At 69.5% G+C, this 21297-nt stretch carries 18 protein-coding genes and 1 pseudogene; 6 read left to right on the forward strand and 13 right to left on the reverse strand.

Annotation, left to right across the window (positions count from 1 at the left end):
• Positions 1 to 56: 56 nt before the first annotated feature.
• Genes EEJ31_RS13055 through serS form a run of 3 tightly spaced genes read right to left on the reverse strand, consistent with a single transcriptional unit; the run spans position 57 to position 3435 of the window.
• Positions 57 to 1349, reverse strand: a complete 1293-nt coding sequence (locus tag EEJ31_RS13055; RefSeq protein WP_123046725.1) for an LCP family protein — start codon at positions 1347 to 1349, stop codon at positions 57 to 59.
• 23 nt (positions 1350 to 1372) lie between these two features.
• Complete coding sequence (locus EEJ31_RS13060) at positions 1373 to 2173, reverse strand: HAD family hydrolase (protein WP_123046726.1); 801 nt, start codon at positions 2171 to 2173, stop codon at positions 1373 to 1375.
• Positions 2170 to 3435 (reverse strand): serine--tRNA ligase, encoded by a 1266-nt coding sequence (gene serS / locus EEJ31_RS13065; protein WP_123046727.1) that lies wholly within the window; start codon positions 3433 to 3435, stop codon positions 2170 to 2172. The genes EEJ31_RS13060 and serS overlap by 4 nt, the downstream gene beginning before the upstream one ends.
• Before the next feature lie 41 nt (positions 3436 to 3476).
• Between serS and EEJ31_RS13070 the strand changes: the two genes are divergently transcribed.
• Positions 3477 to 4469: a diacylglycerol/lipid kinase family protein gene (locus EEJ31_RS13070; RefSeq protein ID WP_123046728.1), complete on the forward strand. Its 993-nt coding sequence runs from the start codon at positions 3477 to 3479 to the stop codon at positions 4467 to 4469.
• Between the two features lie 126 nt (positions 4470 to 4595).
• Here EEJ31_RS13070 and pheA read toward each other — a convergent pair whose 3' ends face one another.
• From pheA to EEJ31_RS13085, 3 genes are all read right to left on the reverse strand, one after another.
• The gene (gene pheA / locus EEJ31_RS13075) at positions 4596 to 5543 is read right to left on the reverse strand and encodes a prephenate dehydratase (RefSeq protein ID WP_123046729.1); all 948 of its coding nucleotides are present in this window, start codon (positions 5541 to 5543) and stop codon (positions 4596 to 4598) included.
• A gap of 104 nt (positions 5544 to 5647) precedes the next feature.
• On the reverse strand, positions 5648 to 6451 hold the full coding sequence (locus EEJ31_RS13080; protein WP_123046730.1) for a nitroreductase family protein: 804 nt from the start codon (positions 6449 to 6451) through the stop codon (positions 5648 to 5650).
• A complete protein-coding gene (locus tag EEJ31_RS13085) occupies positions 6451 to 6804 on the reverse strand; it encodes a hypothetical protein (RefSeq protein WP_233563898.1) in 354 nt (117 codons plus the stop codon). Before EEJ31_RS13085 ends, EEJ31_RS13080 begins: the two co-directional genes overlap by 1 nt.
• Positions 6805 to 6862: 58 nt before the next feature.
• On the opposite strand from EEJ31_RS13085, the gene pgm reads away from it, so the two are divergent.
• A complete protein-coding gene (gene pgm, locus EEJ31_RS13090; protein ID WP_123046732.1) occupies positions 6863 to 8476 on the forward strand; it encodes a phosphoglucomutase (alpha-D-glucose-1,6-bisphosphate-dependent) in 1614 nt (537 codons plus the stop codon).
• A 354-nt stretch (positions 8477 to 8830) separates the two neighbouring features.
• Here the strand turns inward: pgm and EEJ31_RS13095 are convergent, their stop codons facing one another.
• Positions 8831 to 9994 (reverse strand): amidase domain-containing protein, encoded by a 1164-nt coding sequence (locus tag EEJ31_RS13095; protein ID WP_123046733.1) that lies wholly within the window; start codon positions 9992 to 9994, stop codon positions 8831 to 8833.
• A 260-nt stretch (positions 9995 to 10254) separates the two neighbouring features.
• On the opposite strand from EEJ31_RS13095, the gene EEJ31_RS13100 reads away from it, so the two are divergent.
• On the forward strand, positions 10255 to 11727 hold the full coding sequence (locus tag EEJ31_RS13100; RefSeq protein ID WP_233563899.1) for a DHA2 family efflux MFS transporter permease subunit: 1473 nt from the start codon (positions 10255 to 10257) through the stop codon (positions 11725 to 11727).
• A 77-nt stretch (positions 11728 to 11804) separates the two neighbouring features.
• On the opposite strand, the pseudogene EEJ31_RS13105 reads toward EEJ31_RS13100, so the two are convergent.
• From EEJ31_RS13105 to EEJ31_RS13115, 3 genes and pseudogenes are all read right to left on the reverse strand, one after another.
• A pseudogene (locus EEJ31_RS13105) lies at positions 11805 to 12569 on the reverse strand (D-alanyl-D-alanine carboxypeptidase family protein); the annotation flags it as partial.
• Between the two features lie 53 nt (positions 12570 to 12622).
• The gene (locus EEJ31_RS13110; RefSeq protein WP_123046735.1) at positions 12623 to 13543 is read right to left on the reverse strand and encodes an LLM class F420-dependent oxidoreductase; all 921 of its coding nucleotides are present in this window, start codon (positions 13541 to 13543) and stop codon (positions 12623 to 12625) included.
• Positions 13544 to 13621: 78 nt separating this feature from the next.
• On the reverse strand, positions 13622 to 14599 hold the full coding sequence (locus tag EEJ31_RS13115) for a DNA-methyltransferase (RefSeq protein ID WP_123046736.1): 978 nt from the start codon (positions 14597 to 14599) through the stop codon (positions 13622 to 13624).
• Between the two features lie 35 nt (positions 14600 to 14634).
• Between EEJ31_RS13115 and EEJ31_RS13120 the strand changes: the two genes are divergently transcribed.
• Complete coding sequence (locus tag EEJ31_RS13120; protein ID WP_123046737.1) at positions 14635 to 14952, forward strand: GNAT family N-acetyltransferase; 318 nt, start codon at positions 14635 to 14637, stop codon at positions 14950 to 14952.
• An 8-nt stretch (positions 14953 to 14960) separates the two neighbouring features.
• On the opposite strand, the gene EEJ31_RS13125 is transcribed toward EEJ31_RS13120, so the two are convergent.
• Positions 14961 to 16010, reverse strand: coding sequence for a lipoate--protein ligase family protein (locus EEJ31_RS13125; protein ID WP_123046738.1), 1050 nt, complete (start codon positions 16008 to 16010; stop codon positions 14961 to 14963).
• 9 nt (positions 16011 to 16019) lie between these two features.
• Positions 16020 to 16868 (reverse strand): alpha/beta fold hydrolase, encoded by an 849-nt coding sequence (locus EEJ31_RS13130; RefSeq protein WP_123046739.1) that lies wholly within the window; start codon positions 16866 to 16868, stop codon positions 16020 to 16022.
• A gap of 103 nt (positions 16869 to 16971) precedes the next feature.
• On the opposite strand from EEJ31_RS13130, the gene EEJ31_RS13135 reads away from it, so the two are divergent.
• Positions 16972 to 18294 carry an MFS transporter gene (locus tag EEJ31_RS13135; RefSeq protein WP_123046740.1) on the forward strand — a complete coding sequence of 441 codons (1323 nt, stop codon included), beginning with the start codon at positions 16972 to 16974 and terminating at the stop codon, positions 18292 to 18294.
• 4 nt (positions 18295 to 18298) lie between these two features.
• On the opposite strand, the gene EEJ31_RS13140 is transcribed toward EEJ31_RS13135, so the two are convergent.
• A complete protein-coding gene (locus EEJ31_RS13140) occupies positions 18299 to 19315 on the reverse strand; it encodes a LacI family DNA-binding transcriptional regulator (protein WP_123046741.1) in 1017 nt (338 codons plus the stop codon).
• Positions 19316 to 19484: 169 nt separating this feature from the next.
• On the opposite strand from EEJ31_RS13140, the gene EEJ31_RS13145 reads away from it, so the two are divergent.
• Positions 19485 to 21254 carry an ABC transporter ATP-binding protein gene (locus tag EEJ31_RS13145; protein WP_123046742.1) on the forward strand — a complete coding sequence of 590 codons (1770 nt, stop codon included), beginning with the start codon at positions 19485 to 19487 and terminating at the stop codon, positions 21252 to 21254.
• Positions 21255 to 21297 lie beyond the last annotated feature (43 nt).

The raw sequence follows: 21297 nt of genomic DNA on the forward strand, positions 1-21297 counted from the left end.
TCCGATGGCAGACGCGTCAGCCTGTCAGGAGAATCTGAAAAGGAGCTGGGATACCGCTACTGCTCATCGAGGGTGCGGCCGTTGGTACAGGTGCGTTCCGCCGCAGTCTGGCCCGAAATGGTGTCGGGAAGCTCGACCGGCCCGGGCGCCGCGGAGGGCGTGCCTGAGGGCGACGGGATCGCACCCGGCGTGTCGGTCGGCGACGGACCGGCATCCGTCGGAGTCGGTGTCTCCTCGGGCGAGTCATCCGGCTGGCTGGCCTGCCCCAGCCCGCCGCTCACCGTCACGGGCTGGTCGTTCGCCAGCGCGGTGAACAGGATGTCGGCGTCATCGGTGCGGGGCACGAGACCGCCGTCGACCTCGTCGACCGGGTATTGCAGGAAGGCGACGCGGTCCAACGGGATGGTGCGGAGTGCGGCGGCGATCGAGACAATGGTGCCGAGGTCTTGCAGGCGGCTCGAGAGCACCATGTTGTTCGCCGCCGCCTTCGCGAGACTGTAGAGCTTGATCGGGTTGTTGAGCGTGCCGTCGCTCTTGATCACACGCACGAGCGACGAGAGGAACGACTGCTGGTTGCCGATGCGGGCGAGGTCACTGCCGGTGGCCAGCCCGTAGCGGGTGCGGAGGAACTGCAGCGCCTCGAGGCCCTTCAGCACGTGCCGGCCGGGCTCCAGCACCAGGTCGGTGTGGGTGTCCTCGATCTTCTCGGCCACACACACGGGCACGCCACCGACGGCGTTCGACATGGCGATCACGCCGTTGAACTCGATCTCCGCCGCGTACGGGATGGAGAGGCCGGTGAGGTTCTGCACGGTGGCCACGACGCAGCCGAGGCCGCCGTAGGAGAGTGCGGTGTTGATCTTGTCGGTGAAGCCTCCGTCGGTGCCCGGCGCCTGGTACCCGCCGGAGCGGTTCTGGGCGGGCGGGCATTCGGGGATCTCGACGAACAGGTCGCGCGGAAAGCTCACGACGGTGGCGGATGCGTGGTCCTCGGCGATGTGCAGCAGCATCGTCACGTCGTTCAGATGCTCGCTGCGCTCCCCGAACCGTGGGTCTCCCTCTCCGCTGTCACTGCCGACGAGCAGCAGGTTGACGCCGCCCTCGATGGCGTTCACGTCGGGCGCCGGGGTCGATGTGACATCGCCGGGCAGGGTGACGCCCTTCTCGAGGCTCGACGAGACATCCCAGAGCGCAACCGCGGTCACCGTCACGGCGCTCACGACGAGTACCGCCAGCGCGATGCCGGCCAGGGCGAAGGCGTGGCGCAGCCCGTGGCGGGCGAGCCGCCCGTGCCGGGCAAGCGGGGCTCGCAGGAGGACGTCCCGCTTCGACGCTGGTCGCCTGGCCATGGCCCGACCTTACAACCTCGGCCCTACAGTGTGGCGAGAACCTGGGCGAGGCCGTCTTCGGCCACGGAACCGGTCACCTCGTTGGCAGCCTCGACGACCTCGTCGGGCGAGAGCCCCATCGCCACACCGCGCCCACCGGCGGCGGCCCACTGCAACAGGTCGATGTCGTTGCGCCCGTCACCGACGGCCAGCACCCGCTCCCGCGGGATCCCCAGCTCCGTGCGCACCCGCTCCATCGCGGTGGCCTTGTTCACGCCCTCCGGGGAGATGTCGAGCCACGCCGTCCAGCCGATGGCGTAGGTCACGTGCTGCAGTCCCATCCGCTCGACCACGCTCAGGAAATCGTCGACGTCGTGGTCGGGCGAGAACACGACCACGCGGGTGGCCTTGTGCCGCAGCAGCTCCCCGAAGTCGACGTGCTCACTGTCGAACCCGATCGTGGCGTCGGGGAACGACTCGGTGTAGCGGTAATAGCCGTGCTCGTCTTCAACGGCGAAGCGGGCCTCGGGCAGGTTCGCGCGGATCTGGGTGAGCACGTCGGTCGGGTCGAAGGACTCGATCCAGCCGCGCCGGTAGCTGACCGGGGCGTTCGCGTCGCGGTGCATCGTGATCGCCCCGTTGGAGCACACGACGAACTGCGGCCCGATGTCGAGGTGCTCCAGCACCGGAAGGGTCGCCGACGACGACCGCCCGGTCGCAGGCATGACCTCGTGGCCGGCCCGCACCAGGCGCCGGATCTCGCGGATCACGGCCTCGCTGATCGAGCCGTCCTCGTGCATGGTGGTGCCATCGATGTCGAGCGCGACGAGCCAGGGCTCCGTCATCGAATGGGCTCGAGGCGTTCGAGCCCGCCGAGCCAGGGCCGCAGCGCCTCGGGAACGATGACCGAGCCATCCGCCTGCTGGTGCGTCTCGAGGATCGCGACAATCCAGCGCGTCGTGGCCAGCGTGCCGTTGAGGGTCGCGACCGGGCTGGTCTTGCCCGACTCGGTGCGGTAACGGATGTCGAGCCGCCGGGCCTGGTAGGTCGTGCAGTTGCTCGTGCTGGTGAGCTCCCGGTATGCCCCCTGCGTAGGCACCCAGGCCTCGATGTCGAACTTGCGGGCCGCGCTCGACCCGAGGTCACCGGCGGCGACGTCGATCACGCGGTAGCTGAGGCCCAGGGCCTGCAGCATCTCCTCCTGGAGGCCGACGAGGCGCTCGTGCTCGGCCTCGGCATCCTCGGGCAGCACGTAGGTGAACATCTCAAGCTTGTTGAACTGGTGCACGCGGATGATGCCGCGGGTGTCCTTGCCGCCGGAGCCGGCCTCGCGGCGGTAGCAGGTGGACCAGCCGGCGTAGCGGAGCGGGCCGCCTTCGAGGTCGAGGATCTCGTCGGCGTGGTAGCCGGCGAGCGCCACCTCGCTGGTGCCGGTGAGGTAGAGATCGTCGGCGGGCAGATAGTAGATCTCGTCGGCGTGCTCACCGAGGAACCCGGTGCCGTCCATGATCTCGGGGCGCACGAGCGTCGGCGTGATGAGCGGCGTGAAGCCGGCGCCGAGCGCCTTGTCGAGCGCCATGTTCATGAGGGCCAGCTCAAGCCGGGCGCCGATGCCGCGCAGGAAGTAGAAGCGGGCGCCCGACACCTTCGCGCCGCGGGCCATGTCGATGGCGCCGAGCATCTCGCCGAGCTCGAGGTGGTCGCGTGGTTCGAAGTCGAACTCGCGCGGCTGCCCGTGCGTGCGCAGGGTGACGAAGTTGTCTTCTCCGCCGGCCGGGACGCCCTCGATCACCGGGTTCGCGATGGTGCGCACCACCTGGGCGAAGCGCTCCTCCGCGTCGGTGGCGGTGGCGCCGGCGGCCTTCACCTGGGCGGCCAGGGTCTGCGCCTCGGCGACGAGCGCCTTCTTCTCGTCCTTGGGAGCGGCGGCCACCTTCTTGCCGAACTGGTTCTGCTCGGCGCGCAGCGCCTCGAACGCGGTGATGGACGCCCGGCGCTCGGCATCCGCTGCCAGGGCATCGTCGACGGCAGCGACGGATGCCCCGCGCGCCTCCTGTGAGCGCTTGATGAGGTCGGGGTTCGTACGGAGCAGCACCGGATCAATCACCGGCCCAGTCTACAAGCGACACCGGTTGTAGCCTTGGCCACGTGGCACCCCCGCACCCCGCCGATCCCGCGCCGCACGCCGCCGTGGTGTATAACCCGGTGAAGGTCGACGCCCTCAGGCTGCGGGCGAGCGTCGCCGCGGCGGCGGCCGCGGCCGGGTGGGGCGAGTCGCTGTGGTTCGAGACGACGACAGCGGATGCCGGCCAGGCGGCGACGCGGCAGGCGCTGCGGCAGGGCGCATCCGTGGTGATCGCGGCCGGCGGCGACGGCACCGTGCGCGCGGTCGCGGAGGGCCTGCGCGACTCGGGCGTCGCTATCGCGATCGTGCCCACCGGCACGGGGAACCTGCTCGCCCGGAACCTCCGCCTGCCGCTCGGGAACCTCGACGTGTCGGTGGCGCTCGCCTTCGAGGGCGCGGAGCGGGCCGTCGACGTGGGGGTGGCCAGCGCCACCCGGGCCGACGGCACCACGCGCGACTACGTGTTCCTCGTCATGGCCGGGGTCGGCCTCGACGCCGAGATGATCGTGAACACCCGGCCCGACCTGAAGAAGCACGTGGGATGGCTGGCCTACGTCGACGCGGGCGTGCGGCTGATGCCGAAAGCCACGCCCTTCGGCATCCGTTACAGCCTGCGCGGCCGCCCGGAGAGCACCGCGCACGTCAGCAGTGTGCTCATCGCGAACTGCGGGGTACTGCCCGGCAACATGCAGTTCCTCCCGGAGGCGGAGGTCGACGATGGGATCCTCGACATCGCCGTGCTGCAGCCCAAGGGAATGCTGGGGTGGCTGAAGATCTGGCGTCGCGTGACCTGGGAGAACGGGGTGCTGCGCCGGTCGGCCGTTGGGCGGCGCATCATCAAGCTCACCGAGTCGGACAACGAGCGCACCATGACGACGTTGCGGGCGCCCGACGTGCGCATCGCGCTCGAGGAGCCACAGGAGTTCGAGCTCGACGGCGACGACTTCGGGCCGGTCGTCTCGGTCTACGTGCGGGTCGACCCGCGCTCACTCGTGGTGCGGGTGCCCGTGGTGTGACTACTCAGTTGCGCGAGTGCGCGGCCCGCCACTGGACAGCGTGCCAGAACAGCGGTTCACTCGCGGTTCCACTCCGCGGGGGCCGGTGTTGTCCGCCGCGGAAGCGGGGGCGCTCGGCCTCGCCGCTCACGCCGGCTCCTCTCCGATCAGGGCGTCGAGCCAGGCACGGGCCTCGAGGAAGACCTCGTCGTCGTAGCGGGCGAAGAACTCGATGGGCTGCTTGTCGGCGCGCGGGTACGAGCCGAGGAAGATGACGTTGGGGCTGGAGCGGCGAAGGCCGAGCAGCGCGTCGGCGACGCGCTCGTCGAAGATGTGGCCGTCGGCGTCGATGACGAAGCGGTAACGGCCGAGGGCGTCGCCGATCGGGCGCGACTCGATGAGGCTCAGGTTCACGCCGCGGGTGGAGAACTGCTCCAGCATGTCGAGCAGCGCGCCGGAGCGGTCCTCGGGCAGTTCGACGATCAGGCTGGTCTTGTCGGCACCGGTGCGCGGCGGGATGACCGTGGACCTGCTCACGAGGACGAACCGCGTCATGGCATTGGGGTTGTCGCCGATGTTCTCGGCCAGCACATCCACGTCGAGGCGCTTGTCGATGCCGGGCGGCGCGATCGCGGCATCCGCTTGGCCGCTTTCAAACAGGGCCTCGGCGGCGGCGACGTTGCTCGACGCGGGGAGGTGGCCGTGTTCGGGCAGGTTGGCGTCGAGCCACAGGTGGCACTGGGCGTAGGCCACCGGATGCGCCGTGACGACGGTGACGGCGTCGAGGGTCACACCGCGGGGCGCGACGAGCACGAAGTTGACCGGCACCAGGTACTCGCCGATGATGCGGAGGCCCGGCACGCTGGCCAGGGCGTCTTGCGTGGCGGAGACGCCGCCGTCAACGGAGTTCTCGATCGCGATCATGGCGGCCACGCTGCGTCCGCTCACGACGTCGGCAAGCGCCTCGCCCACGTTGTTGACCGCACGCCACGGCTTGCCCTGCGCCTCGGGGACCTGCGCCAGGGCGGCTTCGGTGAACGTGCCGGCGGGCCCCAGGAAGCTGTAGGTGTCGGTGTGCGGTGCGGACTCTGGCATGGCTCACAGCCTATTGGCCGCATCCGTGACTGACGCCCCTTCTCTCTCCGTGAGGGGTCAGAAATCGACCCTCCGAGCGCCAGGGAAGGTCGATGTGCGACACCTCACGGCTGGAGCGGCTCGTCCCAGCCGGCCTGCGGGGTGTCACACGTGCCCCGGAAGACGTACTGCGAGGGGAGCTTCCGCTGGTGGCTGGTCCAGTCGATGGCGGGGCGCCGCTCAGCGGGCGGCAGGTAGCCCAGCCGGTACACGGCCATCAGCTCCAGGTCGTCGGGCACGTTCAGCAGCCGCTCGATGCGCGCCCAGTTGCCCGGCACCTCCATCGGGAACGACACGAACTGGATGCCCATGCCGAGTTCCACCGTGGTGAGCCAGACGTTCTCCATCGCCGCGCCCATGCTGAAGAGGGAATAGAAGGACGACAACTCCCCGGGCCGGTTCTCGCCGCGGTCGAGCATCACGCCGAGCAGCAGCGGCGACCCGGCCACGAGCTTGCGGTTCTCCTCGCCGAGCGTCTGCGGCACGCGCAGCGCGTTCATGAGCTTCTGGCCGCGCTTGGTGAACACCTGCCCGGTGAACGGGCGCAGCGGCGCCGGCAGCTTGTCGAAGAGCATGCCGTTTCGGCGGCGCTCCATCTCCTCCTGGCTGAACCGGAAGTACGGCTTGTAGCGCTCGAAGAAGGTGCCGTTGCCCATGGCCTCGGTCATGCTCTCGCCGCTGATCGCGGCGATCTCACCGATCATGGCCTTGTCCTCGATGATGACGAAGCGCCACGGCTGGCTGTTCAGCTGCGACGGCGCGCGCCCGGCGACCTCCATCAGCAGCCGCTGGTGCTCCTCCGAGACCGGGTCGGGCAAGAACGGCCCGTTCGTGGTCTTGCGGCGGCGAACGACGTCGAGGAACTCCATCAGCCGACTTCCTTTCGAGATCGGACGACCGCTGCCGCGAAGAACGGCGCCGCGGCGAGCGCGACCAACGGATGCCGCGGTGACCTGGCATCGACGAAGGGCACCATGGCGAGCGGCACGGCGGCGGGCGCCAGCACCGAGGCGGTCTGCCGAGCGCCGCGGTCGCCGGTCGCAAGCAGCGCCGACAGCGCGCATCCGCTGAGCACGCAGGTGGTCGTGTACAGGGCGTGGTGCAGCCAGCGGAACCGGGAGGTGTCGATGAGGCGAACGGCCACCGCGGTGCCGAGGGCCACGTTGCACGCGTAGGCCGCAGCCGCAGCGACGAGCAGGGCCGGGGGCATCCGTGGCGTCACACCGCCACCCTAGACCGGGGCCTCCCTAAATCCACGCCCCCGGTGCCAGACTGGGGGCATGAACGAGCGAGCAGGAACTCCCGCCCAGGAATCGGATCTGATCGACGTCGATGCGCTGGTCGCCGCGTATTACGACCTCAAGCCGGATGTGGGGGTTCCCGCCCAGCGGGTGGTGTTCGGCACTTCCGGCCACCGGGGCAGCTCACTCAACACGGCGTTCAACGAGAACCACATCGCGGCGACGACGCAGGCGATCGTGGAATACCGCGCCGGTCAGGGCATCACCGGGCCGCTCTTCATCGGGGCCGACACGCACGCGCTCAGCGCTCCCGCGTACACGACGGCGCTCGAGGTGCTCGTGGCCAACGGGGTGCGTGTGCTCGTCGACGAGTTCGACGACTACGTGCCGACGCCGGCGCTCTCGCACGCGATCATCGGCTACAACCGCAGCCACGACGACCAGGCCGACGGCATCGTGGTGACGCCGAGCCACAACCCGCCGAGCGACGGCGGGTTCAAGTACAACCCGCCGCACGGCGGGCCCGCCGACAGCGACGCGACCTCGTGGATCGCGAACCGCGCCAACGAGATCATCGGCGCGGGCATGCACAACGTGAAAATGAGCGAGCCGAGCGCGGTCGAGACCTACGACTTCCGCGGCGCGTACGTCGACGACCTGGCCAACATCATCGACATGGACGCGATCAAGGCCAGCGGCATCCGCATCGGCGCCGACCCGCTGGGCGGCGCGAGCGTCGGCTACTGGGGCGCGATCGCGGAGCGCTACGGCCTCGACCTGACCGTGGTGAACCCCACCGTCGACCCGACCTGGCGGTTCATGACGCTCGACTGGGACGGCAAGATCCGCATGGATCCGTCGAGCCCGTCGGCCATGGCATCCGTTCTGACGCACAAAGACGCGTACGACCTGCTCACCGGCAACGACGCCGACGCCGACCGGCACGGCATCGTCACGCCCGACGCGGGGCTCATGAACCCGAACCACTTTCTCGCGGTCGCGATCGACTACCTGTATAGCCACCGCGACGGGTGGCGAGCGGATGCCGCGATCGGCAAGACGCTGGTGTCGTCGAGCATGATCGACCGGGTCGCCGGCTTCCTCGGGCGGGAACTGTGGGAGGTGCCGGTGGGATTCAAGTGGTTCGTGCCCGGGCTCATCGACGGATCGGTGGCGTTCGGCGGCGAGGAGAGCGCGGGGGCGAGCTTCGTGCGCTTCGACGGGTCGGTGTGGACGACCGACAAGGACGGCATCCTCTTGGCGCTGTTGGCGTCGGAGATCCTCGCGGTGACCGGGAAGACGCCGAGCCAGCGCTACGCGGAGCTCACCGAGCAGTTCGGGCAGCCGGCATACGCGCGCATCGACGCGGTGGCGACGCCGGAGCAGAAGGCCGCGCTCAGCAAGCTCGACGGCGACGCGATCACGGCGACCGAGCTCGCCGGCGAGCCCATCGTCGCGAAGCTCAGCAACGCTCCGGGCAACGGCGCGGCGATCGGCGGCGTGAAGGTGGTGACCGAGAACGCGTGGTTTGCCGCGCGCCCGAGCGGCACCGAAGACGTGTACAAGATCTACGCCGAGTCGTTCAAGGGCGCGGACCACCTGCACCAGGTGCAGGAGGAGGCTCGCGCGATCGTCGACCAGGCGATCGCGTAGAGGCTGGACCGTTGGGCGGCGGCGCTGGCTAGCGCCGCGGACTGGTGCCGCTGGCTCGCGTAGCTGTCGGCGCTCGTTTGGAGTCAGTGCCCGTTTTCACTCGTGAACGTCCCGCTCATGTGAGCCAAAAGTTCAGAAGCGAAAACGGGGCCATGTCACCCCCGACCCGAAGCGCCGGTGCGGGGTTTCTGCCGCCTCGCGCGACCGCAGACGGCACTTTGCCCGCACTCGCGAGAGTGGGTAGGCGCAGCCCACTCGCAGGTGCGGGATTTCTGCCGCCCCGCGCGACCGCAGACGGCACTTTGCCCGCACTCGCGAAGGGGGGTGCAGGCGAGGGCTGCGTGGGCAGAGGGGCTAGCGGATGCTCCAGTAGGAAACGGAGCCGCCGCCCGCGATCGCGTCGTCGACCGACGCATAGTCGGTGTCTGCGGTGTGGCCGGCGAAGCGGATGACGGTGCCGGCATCCGTTGTCTCGACCTTCGTCACGATGCCGGTGTGGTCCCGGTCGCCGGAGTTGTCCCAGTCGAACTGCACCACGTCGCCGACCTTGACCTTGGAGCGCTCGTCATCGCTGAGCGCGGTGGCGCGCTCCGGGTGCTCGGCGAGGTAGGCCGCGAGCGCGGTCGAGCTGGTCCACGCGGTGGTGGACTGGAACGTGTCGCGGTTGAACGACCACTCGTCGTCCATCTTCCAGCCGCGGGCGAGGAGCGACTGGCTCGTGAAGTTGACGCAGTCGTTGCCGGGGATGGCACCGAACTCGTCTCTGTTGTAGTCGTTCCAGTGCGCGAGCACGTAGTCGATCTGGGCGGTCACATGCGGGTCGGGCAGGTACCGGAAGGTCAGGGTGAGGGGCTTTGCGCTGAGTCCCGCCGTGGCGGGCGCCGCAGACGGCTCCGCGGTCGGCGCGGGCGACGCGGGCGCTGCCGGCTCCTCGGTCACGCGAGCAGGAGTCGGGGCGGGAGCGGCCTTCGGCGTCGGCATCGGTCCGGCTGAGGGCGTCGGCTTCCCGCTCTCGGCAGGCTTGGCCGGCTTCGACACGGGCGTCGCGGGCGCCTTGGCGACGACCGGGTCACCGTTCACGTCGAAGAGCTTCACCGGAACGGTGCCGGTCTCGAGGCCTGCCGCGGGCGGTGTCTTGATGGTGACCGCGTCATCTGTCACGGCGACCACGGTGCCCGGCTTGCCGCCGAACTTCACGGTTGAGACGCTGCTCAGATCGGCGCCGTGCACCGTGACGGTGGTGCCGCCCGTGACAGGCCCAGCGGATGCGCCGTTGCCGGCGACGACCTTCGTCGCCACGGGTGTCGGTTCGGGAGCCGGTGCCGCTTCCGTCTCTGCGGCACGGATGGCGCCGAACGCGGGGGCGCCGGGATCGCCCGCGTTCGTGGCGGCCAGGCCGGCGACGACGGTGCAGGCACCGACGGCGATGATGCTGAGGAGGAGGGGGCGCTTGGTGACGGGTTTCTCGAGCCGGTGTTTCGGGCTGCGACGGGAGGAAGAGGTGAGGGTGGAGCGCACGATTCGTTTCTGGTTCTGCAGTAAAGGGACGCAACAGGCAAACATGCGGGCATGGCAGACCCCTGTACACTCCATCCGAAATTCATGCAAGAGCATGGATTCGGCGAGCGCCTCCGACCCTCCGGGCCCTCGCCCCGACGAGGGTCGCGCTGCTAGAATCGAGGGCGCTATGTACAGGTGACGCGCATTCTCTTCCCGCGCCGCGGCCCAGCCCGCCGGGACCCTCCACCCTTCCAGCATCCCGGAAAGCCGGTTACCTCGTGTCTGCCCCCACTTCCACCGTCGATGTCGCCTCGGCGGCCACCCTTTCTGCGCGCAACCGCCACGTGATCTGGCTGCTGCTCGCGGCATCCTTCGTCGTCATTCTCAACGAGACGATCATGAACGTCGCGCTGCGGGCACTCATGATCGACCTGCACATCTCGGCCGTCGCGGCGCAGTGGCTCTCCAGCGCGTTCATGCTCACGATGGCCGTGGTCATCCCGATCACCGGGTTCCTGCTGCAGCGGTTCAACACGCGCCCGCTGTTCATCACCGCGATGAGCCTGTTCTCCACCGGCACCCTCATCGCGGCGCTCGCGCCGGGGTTCACGGTGCTGCTCGGCGCGCGCATCATCCAGGCCTCGGGCACGGCGATCATGATGCCGCTGCTCATGACGACCCTGATGACCCTCGTGCCGCCGGCCGAGCGCGGCAAGACCATGGGCAACGTGTCGATCGTCATCTCGGTGGCGCCGGCCCTCGGGCCGACCATCTCCGGTGTCATCCTCAACCTGCTCTCGTGGCGGTGGATGTTCGCGCTGGTGCTCCCGCTGGCCGTCATCATGCTCGTGATCGGCATCCGTCAGGTGCGAAACGTCGGTGAGCCGCGTCGTGTGCCGATCGACGTGCCCTCGGTCGTGTTGTCGGCGCTCGGCTTCGGCGGCATCGTGTACGGGCTCAGCAAGATCGGCGCGAGCACCAACCCAGCGGATGCGACGGGCGCCCTCCCCATGTGGACGTCGCTGTCGGTCGGCGCGGTCTCCCTGGTCGTCTTCGTGCTGCGGCAGCTGCGCCTGCAGCGATCCGACCGCGCCCTGCTGGACCTCCGCACCTTTCGCTCGCCGATCTTCTCGCTCACGACGGCGATCATGGTCGTCACGATGCTCGGGCTGTTCGGCACCCTGATCGTGCTGCCGATCTACCTGCAGCAGGTGCTGCACCTGGAGCCGGTGGCGACGGGCCTGCTCCTGCTGCCCGGCGGCCTCGTCATGGGACTGCTCGCCCAGTTCGTGGGACGCGCCTACGACAAGGTCGGGCCGAAACCCTTGGTCATCCCGGGCTCGTTCCTGGCCGGGGCGGCGATGTGGTCGCTCGCGTTTGTCAGCAAGGACACCTCGCCGTTTCTGATTCTCGGCGCGCACATCGTGCTGAGCATCGGGCTGGCGCTGATGTTCACGCCGCTCTTCACCGCGGGCCTCGGCGCGGTGAAGCCGAGCATGTACTCGCACGGCAGCGCCATCTTCGGCACCGTGCAGCAGGTCGCCGGCGCGGCCGGCGCCGCCCTGTTCGTCACGTTGATGTCGGCGCAGACCGCCACGCTGCTTGCGGGCGGTGCGTCAGCGGATGCCTCGGCCGCCGGCGGCGTGCGGGTCGCCTTCCTCGCCGGCGCCATCATCTTCCTGTTCGCCATCGCGGGGTCGTTCTTCATCCGCAAGCCCGTGGAGGAGCCCGCGCCCGAGCCTCAGGGGTAGTCGGGGGCGGCCGGCAGCCCGAAGAACTCCTCGAGCGTGGTGATGCCGGTCTCATGCATCCGCTTGGCGAGGTCTCGACCGATGTAGCGGAAGTGCCACGGCTCGTATTCGTAGCCCGTGACGGCCACCTTGTCGGCTGGGTAGCGCAGCAGGAAGCCGTATTTCCAGGCGTTCGCCGCCAGCCACTTTCCCTGCGGGGTGTCGCCGAAGCACGCGGCGAGGGAGCAGTCGGCGGGGAGGGCGCTGATGTCCATGGTGAGCCCGGTCTGGTGTTCGCTCGTGCCGGGACGGGCGGTGGAGGAGTCGGCCGCCTCCTGCCCGTTGGTCTTGACGTCCTCGGTGTACACCTCGACCTGGCTGTCGTAGCTGCGGTAAGCGCTCTGCGACTGCATCTTCAGCCCGGTCTGCTTGGTGTAGTCGGCGAACATCGCCACGATGGCGTCGGAGGCGACCTTGCGCAACTGAGGTTCCCAGACGTGCGGAACCGGGACGGTGACGAGGTCCGGCGGCACGAAGTCCTTAGGGTTCAGCGGGCGCTGCTTGTTGACGACCACCCAGATGCTGGCCGGGTCGTCGATCGAGTGGGCGTGCTTGTCGAAGGTGTCGACGGCCGCGGGGACGGGCGTGGCCGAGGGCGTCGGGCGCGGGGTCTCGGCGGAGGGCGCAGGAGTGGGCCGTGCGGCCGCATCGGGCGTGGCGGAGGGCGCGAAGTGCGCCTGCACGGAACCCTTGCCCCAGATCACGCCGGCACCCACGGCGAGGACCGCGAGAATCAGCAGCCCGACCGCCGCGACGCGCCTCCGGCGCACGCGTGCGGACACGGGACGATGTTGTTCGGGCACCCCGCGAGCTTACCGGCGGCGACTGCGCTCCTGCTGTGAGGGGCGCGCCGCCGTCAGCGCAGCTGCGGCACGACCTCCTCGGCGATGAACGCCAGGTGGTCGAGGTCCGACAGGTCCATGATCTGCAGGTAGACGCACTCCACACCGTCGTCAGCGAGGGCACCCAGGCGGTCCACCACCTCACCCACGGTGCCGGCCACACCGTGCTGCCGGAGCTCCGCCGGCTCCCGCCCGACGGAGGCCGCGCGGCGGGCGAACTCGGCCTCGTCGGCGCCGACCACGGCGATGAGCGCCGCCGAGTACGTGAGGTCGTCCGGGTCGCGCCCGATCTCCTCGCAGGCGGCCCGCACGCCCGCATACTTTCGGGCGATGTCGGCAAACGCCGGGAAGGGCAGGTTGAACTCGGTCGCGAAGCGGGCGGCGAGGGCCGGCGTGCGCCGGGGGCCGCCGCCGCCCACGATCACCGGAACCTGCTCCTGCACGGGCTTCGGCAGTGCGGGCGAGTCCACGAGCGTGTAGTGCTCGCCGTCGAAGTTGAATCGCTCGCCCAGCGGCGTCTGCCAAAGGCCCGTGATCACGGCCAGCTGCTCCTCGAGCATGCCGAAGCGCTTCGGCGGGAACGGTATGCCGTACGCGGCATGCTCTTGTTCGTACCAGCCGGTGCCGAGGCCGAGTTCCACCCGGCCGCCCGACATCTGGTCGACCTGCGCCACCTGGATCGCGAGAATGCCGGGGAGACGGTACGTGACCGACGAGACGAGGGTGCCCAAGCGGATGCGCTGGGTCTCGCGGGCGAGGCCGGCCAGCGTGGTCCACGCATCCGTTGGCCCCGGCAGCCCGGAGCCACCCATGGTGAGGTAGTGGTCGGAGCGGAAGAAGGCGTCGAAGCCCAGCCGCTCCGTGGCCTGTGCGACGGCCAGGATGTCGTCGTAGGTGGCACCCTGCTGTGGTTCGGTGAAGATACGGAAACGCATGCGGCCAGTCTTCCACCCGTCCCACGTCTCGCACGCGCCGAGATTGCCCGTTCCGGACGAAGTGGACAGGCGTGCCGGTCAGTCTCGTCCGGAACTGTACGTCTCGGCGGGAGGCTGCGGGTGGAGCGGTGCACGCTCGGGTACGCCGGGGGCGGCGGAGTCCGGTGCGGCGGCGAGGTCGACGAACGCGACGTCGGGAACGGCGGCGAAGCGGGCGCGCATCACGGCGACCGCCTCCGGGTTCCGGTCCACGAGCACGAACCGGCGGCCGAGGGAGGCCGCGACCGCTCCGGTCGTGCCGCTCCCGGCGAAGAAGTCGAGTACCCAGTCCCCCTCGCGCGACGACGCCTGGATGATGCGGCGAAGGATGCCTGCCGGCTTCTGGGTGGGATAGCCGGTCTTCTCCTTGCCGGTGGGCGACACGATCGTGTGCCACCAGACATCCGTCGGCAGCTTGCCGCGCGCCGCCTTCTCGGGCGTCACCAGCCCCGGCGCCATGTACGGCTCCCGGTCGACGGTGGCCGAGTCGAAGTAGTACCGCGACGGGTTCTTGACGTACACGAGGATCGTGTCGTGCTTGGTGGGCCAGCGGTTCTTGGCCTTGGCGCCGTAGTCGTAGGCCCAGATGATCTCGTTGAGAAAGCACTCCCGCCCGAACAGGGCGTCGAGGAGCACCTTGGCGTAGTGCGCCTCGCGGTAGTCGAGGTGGAGGTAGAGCGTGCCGTCGTCGGCGAGAAGCCGCCACGCTTCGATCAGCCGCGGCTCGAGGAATGCCCAGTAGTCCTCGAAGCGGTCGTCGTAGCGCAGCAGGTCGCCCTTGATGCGCTCGTAACGCTGGCCCTTGAACCCGGTGACCGTGCCGACGGCGTGCGAGCCGTCGGCATCCGTGGCCGATCGCACCGACGTCGTGGACTGGCGCGCCTGCGAGCGGCCGGTGTTGAACGGCGGGTCGAGGTAGACGAGGGTGAAGGATGCGTCGGGGAGCCCGGGCAGGACCTCGAGGTTGTCGGCGTGGATCACCTGGCTGGGAGAGGACTGGGACCAGGCGATGGGCATTCCCTCATTGTGCCAGCCCGCACTAGTCTGACGGCATGCCAGCAGAACCCACGATCGACCGTTCTCGTGTTGAGGTGCAGCACGAGCCTGCCCTGTCCCGCTATACCGTCTGGCTCGACGACCGGAACGTCGGCCTGCTCGACTATGTGACCACCGGGCGCGAGATCCGCTTCACCCACAGCGAGGTCGACCCGGCCGAGCGCGGCCAGGGCCTGGCCAGCATCCTCACCGAGTTCGCGCTCGACGACGTGCGGGCCCGCACCGACCTGCCCGTGGTTCCCGCCTGCCCCTACGTGGACGACTGGATCGACGCGCACGCCGAGTACCAGGACCTACTCACGCGCGGACGATAGCGCGCTCGTTACGGGACGCGCGCGATCCACTCCGGGGTGCTGAACTTCTCGGCCACGAGCTGGTCGGCGCGCTCGTATTCCTCGTCGGTTATGTCTCCCGGGGTGGCGCCGTAGAGCGCGGTGAAGGTCTCCTTCATCCGTTCGATGATCGCCGCCCGTGACAGGCCGGTCTGGCTGCGGATCGGGTCGACGCGCTTCGCCGCGCTGGTGATGCCCTTGTCACTGAGCTTCTCGCGGCCAATGCGCAACACCTGGGTCATCACCTCGCCGTCCATGTCGTAGCTGAGCGTGGCGTGGTGGAGGATGCCGCCGTTGCCGAAGCGCTTCTGGGCGGCGCCGCCGATCTTGCCCTTCGGGCTCGTGATGTCGTTCAGGGGCTTGTAGACGGCGTCGATGCCGAGCGACTGCAGCGCCACGATCACCCACTCGTCGAGGAACGCGTAGGAGTCCGCGAAGCTCATGCCCTGCACGAGTTCGGCCGGCACGTACAGCGAATAGGTGATGATGGCGCCCTTCTCCATCAACATGGCGCCGCCCCCGGAGATGCGGCGGACGACGTCGAATCCGTGGGCGGCGGCGCCCTCCGGGTCCACCTCGTTCTTCAGCGACTGGAAGCTGCCGATGACGACGGCGGACTGGTCCCACTCCCAGATGCGCAGCGTGGGCCGGCGGCGGCCTTCGCCGACCTCGGTGGCGAGCACCTCGTCGAGCGCGAGGTTGACGGCCGGGGGAACGGCGGGCGGGTGCACGATCGACCACTCGTAGTCGCGCCATCCGCTTGCCTTGACGAGTGAGCGGCGCACCGCGACGGCGACGGCCTCGGGGGTGAAGCCGAGCAGGGTGGCGTTCTCCGGCAGGGCGCCGCGGACAGCGGCGGCGATGGTGGCAGAGTCGCTCTCCGCCGGCAGGCCGGTGACGGCGGCGTCGATCGACTCCAGGGCGTCATCGGGCTCGAGGAAGAAGTCGCCGGCGAGGTGGAAGTTCGCGAGCTTCCCGTCGACCACGTCGAGGTCGACGACCACGAGCTTGCCACCGGGGACCTTGTATTCACCGTGCATGGCTTCAGCCTAATCGCGCGCGGGAAGGTGCTCGTCGAGCCAGCCGACGAGGTCCGCGACGACCTCCTCGCGGTTGGTCTCGTTGAACACCTCGTGCCGGGCCCCCGGGTAGACGATGAGGCGGATGTCGCGGAGCCGCGACCGACGGATGTATGCGTTCGCGAGCATGAGAGCGCTGCGCTCTCCGCCCACGGTGTCATCGCTGCCCACCTGGATGAGCACCGGCAGCTCGGCGGGCAGGCCGCGCGCGGGCCGGCCGAACAGCCGAGCCGCCTCACGCATGCCGAAGAGCTTCGCCAGCGGGGTGTTGGTGCACAGTGGGTCGGCGACGAACGCGGCGGCCACCGCCGGGTCGCGGCTGAGCCACTCGACGCCGGTCGTGCCGAGCTGCTTGTGCCGGCGGTTCAGGTCACCGGCGTCGAGGTAGCCCGGCCAGCGATACGCCGTGCCGGTCAGCACGACGGCGGCGTAGTCGGCCGCGTGCTGGTTCACGAGCATCTGCGCCATGAAGGAGCCCCAGCTGTGGCCGACGAGTACGAGCGGCACCCCGGGATGCTCCGAGCGGATGATGCCGGTCAGCTGGTGCACCGCAGCCACCGTCGCGCGCAGGCCGCCCGGGCCGAGCCGCCCGAGCTGGGTGAGGTCGCCGTTGTACTGGGTGAGCCCCGTCTGGCCGTGGCCGCGGTGGTCGTCGGCGTACACCGTGTAGCCCGCCCGGTTGAAATCTTCCGCGAGCACCGCGTACCGGCCGGCGTGCTCCCCCACCCCGTGCAGCAGCTGGATCACGGCGCGCGGGCGCGGGACGGGCCAGACGTGGTAGCTGATGGAGACGCCGTAGTCATCGGTGTAGGTGCGCACAGGGACATTCTGCCGCTCCCCACGCGCGAGGCATTAGTTAACTTTTGCGAACTAAATAGGTAGACTGGGGTTCTATGGCATACGCGTCGCTCCGGGGGACGCGATGAGTGCCATGTTCCGCTCCCTGGGCAACGTCAATTACCGCATCTGGTTCGCGGGCGCCCTGGTGTCCAACATCGGCACCTGGATGCAGCGCACGGCTCAGGACTGGATCGTGCTGACCGATCTCACCGACCTGAACGCCACCGCCGTGGGGATCGTCATGGCCCTGCAGTTCGGGCCGCAGCTCGCGCTCATGCCGTGGTCGGGCCTGATCGCCGACCGGTTCAACCGGCGGAAACTGCTCATCGTCACCCAGTCGGCCATGGGCCTGCTCGCCCTGGGGCTGGGACTCATCACGGTCACCGGAGTCGTGGAGCTGTGGCACGTCTACCTGTTCGCCCTCGGTCTCGGCGTCGTCGCCGCCATCGACGCGCCGGCCCGGCAGACCTTCGTGTCCGACCTCGTCGGCGACGAGAACCTCTCGAATGCGGTCGCGCTCAACTCCGCGTCGTTCAACGGTGCCCGCCTGCTCGGCCCGGCGATCGCGGGCGTGCTCACCGTTGCGGTCGGCGCGGGCTGGGTGTTCCTCATCAACGCGGTGACGTTCGCGTTCACCGTGCTCGCCATGAACCTGCTGCGGGTGGGCCAGCTGCGCGTGCAGCCGCGCGCCTCCCGGAAACGCGGGCAACTGGCCGCCGGCTTCCGCTACGTGCGCCAGCGCCCCGACATCGTCGTCGTGCTCATCACCGTGTTCCTCGTGGGCACCTTCGGGTTCAACTTCGCAATCTTCACCTCGACCATGGCGACCGTGGAATTCCACAAGGGCGCCGGTGAGTTCGGCCTGCTGAGCTCGGTGATGGCGATCGGCTCCGTTGCGGGCGCCCTGTTGTCCGCCCGTCGCTCCCGGGCCCGGCTACGCCTGGTCGTCGGTGGTGCCGCCGCGTTCGGGGCCACCTGCACCATCGCGGCTCTCATGCCCACCTACGTCTCGTTCGCGGTGTCGCTCGCGTTCGTCGGCCTGTCGAGCCTCACCCTCATGACCACGGCGAACGCATACGTGCAGACGAGCACGCTGCCGGCCATGCGGGGCCGGGTGATGGCCCTTTACATGGCGATCTTCGCCGGGGGGACCCCGCTCGGGGCGCCCCTCGTGGGTTGGGTGGCGGATGAGTTCGGGCCGCGCTGGGCGCTCGGAGTTGCGGCGTTCTCCGGCATCATCGCCGCCATCGTGCTGGTGTTCTGGCTGGTGAAGTACCAGCGCCTGCGGGTGCGGTTCCAGTCGCACCTCTCACCGCGGTTCCTCGTGAGGCACGCGGGTGACGGGCGGGCCCGGGAAGCGGCGACACAGGAGATCGCCATCACCGAGGCGAACACGCAGCGCTGACGCGTCAGGCGCGGCGGCCGAGAGTGGACTCGCGCAGCGCGATCTCGGGCGTGAAGAGTACGCGTTCGTGCTCGAACCCGGCGCCCCCGGCGGCCTCGCGCAGCAGCAGGTCCATGGCGGTGTAGCCGATCCGCTCGCTGGGCTGGCGAACGGACGTGAGCGGCACGACGCCGGCCGACGCGAAGGCGATGTCGTCGTACCCGACGAGGGCGATGTCGTCGGGCACACGCACCGACCCGGTGCCGAGGAGCGCCTGGAGCAGGCCCATGGCCAGGAGGTCGTTCGCGGCGAAGACGGCATCGGGACGTTCGGCGGCCGGCCGGGCGAGGATCCTCTCGCCGGCGGCCCGGCCCTGGTCCACGCTGAGGGACTCGGTCTCGAACACCTCCACCGTCGCATCCGCGTGCCCGGCCACCGCCTCCCGCGCGCCGGCCAGGCGATCGGCGACCTGCCGGATCGCGAGCGGGCCGCCGACGAACGCGAGGCGACGGCGCCCCAGCGAGACCAGGTGGTCGGCGGCGAGGCGACCGCCGACGTGGTCGTCGACGGCGACGGATGAGAAGCGCGCGTTTCCGGCCTCACGGTCGACGAGCACGGTGGGCGTTCCCCGCTCGCGGAGACGCTCGAGGCGGGCGGTCGCGTCGCCGAGGGGCGTGATCAGCACCCCGTACACGCGCTGTTCCTCGAACAGGTCGAGGTAGGCGGCTTCGCGGTTCGCATCTTCGTCGCTGTTGCCGATCAGCACCGAGAAGCCCTGTTCGGCGGCGCGGCGTTCCGCGCCCCGGGCGAGGTCGGTGAAGAACGGGTTGCCGGCGTCGAGCACGACGAGGCCGATGCTGCGGCTGCGTCCGGCACGGAGTTGGCGGGCGGCGTCGTTGCGCACGAAGCCGAGGGCCTCGATCGCGGCCAGGACCCGCTCCACGGTCTGCGGTGCTACCTTGTCGGGCCGGTTCATGACGTTGGAGACCGTACCCACGGAGACGCCGGCCGACGCCGCGACCTCTCGAACGCTGACGGTCATCCTCGCCACTCTCCTCTTCTGCTTCCGGTCTTCCGCTTTCGGGGGTCTGCGTCGTTGCGGGCCCTCCTGCATGATCCCACGCGAGAACGGCGTCCCGTGCGCCCGCCATCCGGGTCGTCGACCGGGACAACGCGACCCGCGGGAAAGGATTCTTCAGTAGCATGGAACCGTGATCCGGAAAGCGCTTTCTGATTCTACTCTGACCGTGACCGCCGCGCACCCCCTGCGCTCAATCTTCGGGCTGCTCGGGCGCTATCGGGGGCGCGTGATCCTCGCGGTGTTCTTCTTCACGCTCAAGGAGATCCCGATGTGGCTGCTGCCCGTCATCACCGCGGAGGTCGTCGACGTGGTGGTGGCCGGCGGCCCGGCCAGTGCGCTCGGATTGTGGGCGGGGATCGCCCTGGTGGCGCTGCTCCAGAACTACCCCAACCACGTGCTGTACACCCGGTTGTTCATGGGGGTCGTGCGGGCACTCGGAGCGCAGCTGCGCAACGGCCTCGCCGAGCGCCTGCAGAACCTGTCGATCGGGTTCCACACCCGCTCCAACTCGTCGCTGGTGCAGACGAAGCTGGTGCGCGACGTCGAGAACATCGAGCTGATGCTGCAGCAAGTGACGCATCCGCTGTTGTCATCGACCATGGTGCTCATCGGGGCGGTCGTGATGACGTCGATCAACGTGCCCGCCTTCCTGCCGGTGTATGCGCTGGCGATCCCGCTCGCCATCGGGCTCCGTCATGTGCTCAACCGACGGCTACGGGTCTCGAACGAGCTGTTCCGCAGGGAGGTAGAACAGCTCTCGTCGCGCGTGGGCGAGATGGCGACACTGATGCCGATCACGCGCGCCCACGGCATCGAGCGCACCGCCGTGCAACGCGTATCGGAGGGCGCGGAGGGCGTGCGGAGCGCGGGCTTCCACCTCGACCTGCTCAACGGGCGGTTCGCGTCGATGTCGTGGGTGAGCCTGCAGATACTCGGCGTGGCCTGCCTGATCCTCGCCGCGCTCATCTCGATCACCGGTTGGTTCGAGATCACGCCCGGCGAGGTGGTGCTGCTCAGCTCCTACTTCACGCTCCTCACCGGGAGCATGACGAGCCTGCTGCTCCTGCTGCCCGTGGTGTCGCGCGGCACCGAGTCCATCCGCTCGATCGCCGAAGTCATGCAGGAGCCGGACCTCGAACTCAACGAGGGCAAGCGCCAGCTGGCGGCGGTGCGCGGACGCCTGAGCCTGGAGGCTGTCGACTACCGGTACGCCGGTGCCCACGACGACGCGCTCTCGCACATCACCCTCGACATCCGGGAGGGCGAGACTGTCGCGTTCGTGGGGTCGTCGGGATCGGGGAAGTCGACCATGGTGAACCTGGTGCTGGGCTTCCTGCGGCCGACGAGCGGGCGCATCCGCCTTGACGGCACCGACATGGAAGAGATCGACCTGCGCACCTTCCGCCGGTTCGTGTCGGTGGTGCCGCAGGAGTCGGTGCTGTTCGAGGGGTCGATCCGCGAGAATGTCGCGTACGGGTTGCACGACGTCAGCGACGAGCGGATTCTGCGGGCGCTGCGGGACGCGAACGCACTGGAGATCGTCGAGTCGCAGCCGCAGGGGTGGGACACGGTCGTCGGCGAGCGCGGCGCGCTGCTCTCGGGCGGCCAACGGCAGCGGCTGGCGATCGCGCGGGCGCTGGTTCGCGACCCGCGGGTGCTGCTGCTCGACGAGGCGACGAGCGCGCTGGACCCGGAGTCGGAGGCGAAGGTGAAGGAGGCGCTCGGCCGCCTCATGCACGGGCGCACGACGCTCGTGGTGGCGCACCGGTTGTCGACGATCCGCTCGGCGGACCGCATCGTCGTGCTGGAGCGCGGACGCATCGTGGAGGTCGGCACGCACGACGAGCTCATCGCGCGGGCCGGCCGCTACGCCGAGCTGCACCGGGTGCAGGCGTCGTAGGCGGCGCACTGGCGGCGCTCCTAGGCGGCGCTCCTAGGCGGCA

It is taken from the genome of Cryobacterium tepidiphilum (assembly GCF_003716325.1).
GTDB lineage: Bacteria > Actinomycetota > Actinomycetes > Actinomycetales > Microbacteriaceae > Cryobacterium > Cryobacterium tepidiphilum.